4 protein-coding genes are annotated in these 6,244 nt (G+C 36.0%); 3 read left to right on the plus strand and 1 reads right to left on the minus strand.

Annotated features, from left to right (window positions below; genetic code table 11):
* Positions 1–933, plus strand: a 933-nt coding sequence (locus B371_RS0102315) for an IS4 family transposase (RefSeq protein WP_019412705.1), incomplete at its 5' end; no start/stop codon positions are given.
* A gap of 442 nt (positions 934–1,375) precedes the next feature.
* On the opposite strand, the gene B371_RS21105 is transcribed toward B371_RS0102315, so the two are convergent.
* Positions 1,376–3,655 (minus strand): bifunctional diguanylate cyclase/phosphodiesterase, encoded by a 2,280-nt coding sequence (locus B371_RS21105; protein ID WP_019412706.1) that lies wholly within the window; start codon positions 3,653–3,655, stop codon positions 1,376–1,378.
* 275 nt (positions 3,656–3,930) lie between these two features.
* Here B371_RS21105 and B371_RS0102325 point away from each other — a divergent pair, with 275 nt between their 5' ends.
* Positions 3,931–4,227 (plus strand): MFS transporter, encoded by a 297-nt coding sequence (locus B371_RS0102325; RefSeq protein ID WP_019412707.1) that lies wholly within the window; start codon positions 3,931–3,933, stop codon positions 4,225–4,227.
* 267 nt (positions 4,228–4,494) lie between these two features.
* On the plus strand, positions 4,495–6,069 hold the full coding sequence (locus tag B371_RS0102335; protein WP_019412709.1) for a malate:quinone oxidoreductase: 1,575 nt from the start codon (positions 4,495–4,497) through the stop codon (positions 6,067–6,069).
* The last annotated feature ends 175 nt before the right edge of the window (positions 6,070–6,244 follow it).

The following is a 6,244-nucleotide window of genomic DNA, read 5'->3' on the forward strand; positions in this document are numbered from 1 at the left end:
AGCGATTGTCTTTTTGATGACCAACTTCAAAAGAGTGCTAACTTGGATTCTATTAGCGTTGCTCAGTTGTCACGGCGACTTAACAGCATGAACTCAGACATCTTCCAACAATTGTTTTTGGATTTAGTTGTTCAAATTCAGATGAAAACGAATTACTCAAAAATCACGATGCCATTAAAAATCATTGATTCGAGTACGTTACCACTGAATTTGACGAACCATAAATGGGCTAAATTCCGTAAAACGAAAGCAGGAGTGAAGCTGCATTTACGTCTGGTATTCATGGAAAAGGGACTCTCATATCCCGAAAAAGTCGTGCTCACAAACGCGAAGGAACACGATCGTGGTCAACTTGAAGTGATGGTGGATGACAAAGAATGCATGTACGTATTCAATCGTGGCTACTTAGATTATGAACGTTTCGATCGCATGACAGATGACGGGTACTTCTTCCTAACTAGATCACGCAAAAACGCAGTAGTACGAGTGGTTGATGAATTCAAACTACCCAAAGATTCCGCTGTTATATCGGACCAAATGGTATTAATTGGCACCACACAAAACCGTGCTGAAAACTATTTTCGCTTACTCAAAGTCATCGATTCAAAAGGCAATGAACTGCAGTTAATCACCAATCGTTTCGACTTGAGTGCCGAAGAAATCTCGGAAATGTACAAGTCGAGGTGGGCGATTGAACTATTTTTCAAGTGGATCAAGCAACATTTGAATATTAAAAAGTTCTACGGCCAAAGTGAACAAGCCATTCATAATCAGGTTTTCATCGCACTGATTGTTTACTGTCTTCACGTGTTAGCGCAGATCGCAACGGGAAGTAAGTATAAAATCCTCCGAATAGGCCGATATTTAAAGGCTTCACTTTGGAAACCAGCACATCTTTGGATTCGAAAAATCGAAGGAAAAGTGGTTCCGTAATAAGCAAACTGTCATCGTTGAACAAGTCTAATTGTAAATAAAAACCAAATGGATGGAGCCCCCTCTATTGGAGTGTTTCCTTTTTTGGCTTTTACCCACAAAAATAAATAGATTGAATTTTCAGTCGCCATTTATGCAACGCTAGTGGTATTTTTCATAAGTATTATTTCATATTTCTTGATTAGACAAATTAGATTATCAAATCAATTCATTTTTGTAATCAAAAATAATCCTTTTAAAATTTCTTTGGCAAAAATTGCTTGAGGATAATCGTTAAACTTGACGTGGTTTCGTGCAACATTTAAATGAAGCGATAGAACTTCCTAATATTCATGATTGATAAAGGGTACTAATTTCCAAGCGATACAGAAAAATAGCTTCAGATCAAGGCGTTGAGTTTGGCGAAGATTAAATTACGGAAAAAAAATAGGTGCGCGGGGGGTTAACCTTCGCGACCTACTTTTACTTGTGATAGGAGTGGTTTATTTTCACTCAGCATTTTTTCGAATACGGTTGCGTCTACTGGTTTTGAGAAAAGATACCCTTGTCCAATGGTACATTTGTTATCAACTAAGATTTGTAGTTGCTCTTCGTTTTCAATTCCTTCCGCTACCACATTTAGATTTAAATTTAAACCTAAGTCGATAATAGCTTTTATAAAGGGTTGTTGATTTGGATCTTCAATGTCTTCAATAAATGATTTATCAATTTTTATGGTATGGATGGGTAGCTTCCGAAGAATGTGTAAGGATGAATACCCTGTGCCAAAATCATCAATCGACGTCTGAATGCCCATTTTACTGAATCCTTCCATGATTTCAATACTCTCGTTAATGTTCTGCATAACGCTTTCGGTAATCTCTATTTCTAGGTATTGAGGATCTAAGTTGGAATCTTTCAAGGCGTTACAAACTACTTTCAAAAAATCACCTTGCTGGAATTGCAGGACGGATACATTTACAGAGATGCAAAAAGAAGAGAGCCCCATCTCTTGCCACGTTTTATTTTGTATACAAGCGGTGTTCAGAACCCATTTACCAATGGAGACAATTTGTCCTGTTTCTTCTGCGATTGGAATGAACTCAACCGGTGAAATGAACCCGAGTTCTGGATGATTCCATCGCACCAATGCTTCCATCCCTATTATTTTCTTAGAATGTAAATCTACCTTTGGCTGGTAAAACAGTGACAATTGATTTCTTTCAATTGCCTTACTTAATTCATTTTCAATTTTCATTTTGCGGGACATGGTTTGATTTAATTCAGTGTTATAAAAACGGTAGTGATTTTTCCCGTTTTCTTTCGCTAGGTACATGGCGGCATCCGCATTTTTAAGTAAGTCTTCACTATTTTTTCCATGTTCAGGGAAGATACTGATTCCGATACTTGGTGTTATGTTAATGTCGTAGTCATTGACTAAGAATGAATCTTTAAATTTTTCCAATACGGTTTCGGCCACGCTAGATGCTTTGAATTCAGTTGCTTCAGGAATAACAATGACAAATTCGTCTCCACCTAACCTATAGATAGGTGCAGCTGTTCCTAAGGCTTGTCGTAAGCGTTCTGAGATTTTAATAAGTACATGATCTCCAACAAGATGTCCAAGGGTGTCATTAATTACTTTAAAGCGGTCAATATCAATTAATAGTAGTGCTACATGGTTCTTTTTGTGAATCTGTAGTGTGTTTTCAATATCTTGTATAAAGCTCAATCGATTACTCATGCCAGTTAATGGGTCGTGATAAGCTAAATGTCTGTATTCAACTAGTAGCTTATTATGTTTATTAATAACCGTGATTTGTCTTCCCATAACCATAAAAAAGGCAATCAGCAGTCCAAAGCTAAGCGCATTAAAATCCAATTGATAGCTAGTAATGACTAGGATGAGCAGTACCATTGTGCTTGCATATGGAAAAATAAATTCTCTTTTTTCGAAAGGGTTTTTTATATCTAGCTTTTCTTTATTTACATGATCTTTCGCATAGAAACCAGCAAAACCAATGAACAATGATGAAGCTATCCATAACAAGTCAATGCTATTACCAGATTGATAGATTTCTCTAACAGAGTAATATGCGTAAATAGAATCTGTTAAAACCTGGAATAAAAACCCGAATACGATAAATAGCATTAAATTAGGCTCTCTTTTATGTTGAACTAGGTGGAACAGTATGATAAAGAAAAATAAGATACCTAAGTCTGTAATTTGAAAACCAACTACGATCGAAGTGTATAGTAAAGATGTTTCTAGACTTTCTATGACGGGCTTAATTAGATAGTGGTAACTAATAGCGATTGCGGTAACCATATAAATTACGATATTAAAGACATAGGGTTTGTTAGAAAAGATAATGCCAATTTCTTTTGTTTTATAAATTAATGCAATTAAATAGAAGAGGTGTGACGATACCCAAAAGATAGATGAAATACTACTAATTAAAGAAGACCCTTCGCTAATTTGATAGTAAAACCAAAATAAATCACCAATAAGTGCATTTAAGAACCCAATGCTTAATAACAACCAAAATATTCTCTGGCCACTCTTAACACGTTGATACGCTTGGAAGAGCCATATCATACTTATTGTCCGAACGACGATTGGAAGTAAACTTAAACCAAATAATCTAACCCATTCATTATCTTTAAAAAGAAAACTCCAACCATAAAATAAAATTGCTATAAAAAGAAGCGCTATAATAGGTAATCGGCCGGTCTTTAACATGAAGTTCCCCCAAGTCGAAATATATGTAAGTGGTTTCTAGAGAAATACGGCTCATTGGAATGTCTATTTTCCAATGATTAATAGTGTGAATTCTAAATTGTCTATTTGTTTACTTTATCACGTTAAATTAGATTTATAGATATATTATACTTTTTAATTTATTTTTAATATGGTTCTTTTTTCATAGATTTCAATGTGTTTTTAATAGTACTTCAATATCCTTACTATCTTACTCGTTTACAGCCCCATCTCAGATTTTAGGAATTGTTAGTTTAATGGGTATTGGATTCTTTTCATTTATGATGTGTTCAAGTGTTCAAATTTATAGTATGTCGTTAGCTGACGACCATCCTAGAGCTAAGGGAACTGCAGTAGCACTTAATACGGCTGCATTACATCTTGGAATCGTAATTGGTTCATTTAGTGGCGGTATCATTATCCAGAAAATAGGCTTGCTGCATACGCCATGGGTAGGGTCAGTGATGGTAGGTATTGCATTAATTTTAGCTTTAAAAAATAGGCAACTTGACATGAGGTTATCAATTAATAAATCTACTATTAGAGGAATATAAAATGTTAGCACTACATTTTAGTCATTTTGGAAATGTTGAAGTAATAAAGTATACAGAGGTACCAAAGCCTAGTTTAAACCGTCATGGTGTTTTAATACGAACGAAGTTAAACGGCTAATAATTATCAAATAATAGTAAATCGTATTCAACATATAATTTACACTATAATATTGGTATAATAGAAACAGAAAAGGTATGACTCGGTGTGTGGATTAAGCAATACCACCTACATTCGTTCTGCAAATATAGGGAGTAAGGAAGGTTAAAATGAGCAACCAAGAAACTAAAACAGACGTTATCTTAATAGGTGCCGGAATCATGAGTGCTACTTTGGGAACAATGTTGAAAGAATTAAAACCGAAATGGAATATTAAAATTATTGAGAAGCTCGACAAAGCAGGTGAGGAAAGCTCTAACGAATGGAATAATGCAGGAACAGGACATGCTGCATTGTGCGAGCTTAACTATACTTCTGAAAAACCAGACGGCTCTATAGATATTAGCAAGGCGATCAATATTAATGAACAGTTTCAGCTTTCTATGCAGTTTTGGTCTTATCTTGTAAACAGGAAACTTATAAATAATCCGCAGGACTTTATCATGTCATTGCCTCATATGAGTATGGTACAAGGGGAAGATAATATAAAGTTTCTAAAAAAACGTTTTGAAGCGATGTCAAATAATCCACTATTTAAAGGAATGGAGTTTTCTGATGACCCAGCTAAATTGATGGAATGGATTCCGCTTATAATGGAAAACCGACCAGTAAATGAAGCTATTGCTGCAACAAAAATTGACTCTGGAACTGACGTCAACTTTGGCGCTTTAACCCGTATGTTACTTGACCACTTAAAGAATTCAAATGTTGATATAAAATACAAACATAGTGTTGAAAATATTAAACGTACTAGCGACGGCTCGTGGGAATTGAAAGTACGAAACGACAATAGTACCGTTGAACACCATACTGCGAAGTTCGTCTTTATAGGTGGCGGTGGAGGAAGCCTTCATTTACTGCAAAAATCTGGTATTCCTGAAGGGAAACATATTGGTGGATTCCCGGTAAGCGGCCTATTTTTAGTGTGTAACAACCCGGAAGTTGTAGAACAGCATCACGCAAAAGTATACGGTAAAGCTAAAGTTGGTGCTCCACCAATGTCTGTTCCACATCTAGACACTAGATTCATCAACAATAAAAAAACGTTGCTATTTGGACCGTTTGCTGGTTTCTCACCAAAGTTTTTAAAAACCGGTTCAATGTTTGATTTAGTAACTTCCATCAAACCCGATAATTTTGTAACTATGTTGGCAGCAGGTGCAAAAGAGATGTCATTGACAAAATACTTGATCCAACAAGTACTGTTATCGAAAGAAAAGCGCATTGAAGAGTTACGAGAGTTTATCCCGAACGCCAAACTCGAGGAGTGGGATTCAGTCGTAGCAGGTCAACGTGTCCAAGTTATCAAAGATACTGAGGCTAGCGGCAAAGGGACACTTCAATTTGGCACGGAAGTGATTACAGCTGCTGATGGCTCGATCGCTGCATTACTAGGCGCTTCCCCAGGTGCTTCTACTGCTGTTCACGTGATGCTCGAGATAATCAATAAATGCTTCCCTCAACATGTGGAAGAATGGGAACCGAAAATCAAAGAAATGATTCCTTCGTATGGTATGAAACTAATGGATAACCCTGAACTTCTACACGAAATCCATACTTCAACAGACCAAACGCTTGGTCTAAGTGAAATAGAGCCGGTATATGAACAAGAACAAGAACAAGAACAAGAACAAGAACAAGAACAAGAAAATGAACAAGAATTGCCTAAAGAAGTGAGTAAATAGAATTTCATTTCGAGAAAAAATCCGCAATTATAAGGTTGAGCAAACCTATTGAATAGTATAATTTACCGGATATTAGTACTGAATAGACATCAACTTCCTCCATTGTAGGTGGAAGTTGATGTTTTTTTGTAAGAAAGTATATAGAGTGCCAAGAACCCAGTGTTCATCGTGTTTT

It is taken from the genome of Paenisporosarcina sp. TG20 (assembly GCF_000286315.1).
GTDB lineage: Bacteria > Bacillota > Bacilli > Bacillales_A > Planococcaceae > Paenisporosarcina.

Coding starts and splice junctions, on each gene's coding strand:
- B371_RS21105 (WP_019412706.1), bottom strand. CDS start 3,655: ATGTTAAAGACCGGCCGATTACCTATTATAGCGCTTCTTTTTATAGCA.
- B371_RS0102325 (WP_019412707.1), top strand. CDS start 3,931: ATGGGTATTGGATTCTTTTCATTTATGATGTGTTCAAGTGTTCAAATT.
- B371_RS0102335 (WP_019412709.1), top strand. CDS start 4,495: ATGAGCAACCAAGAAACTAAAACAGACGTTATCTTAATAGGTGCCGGA.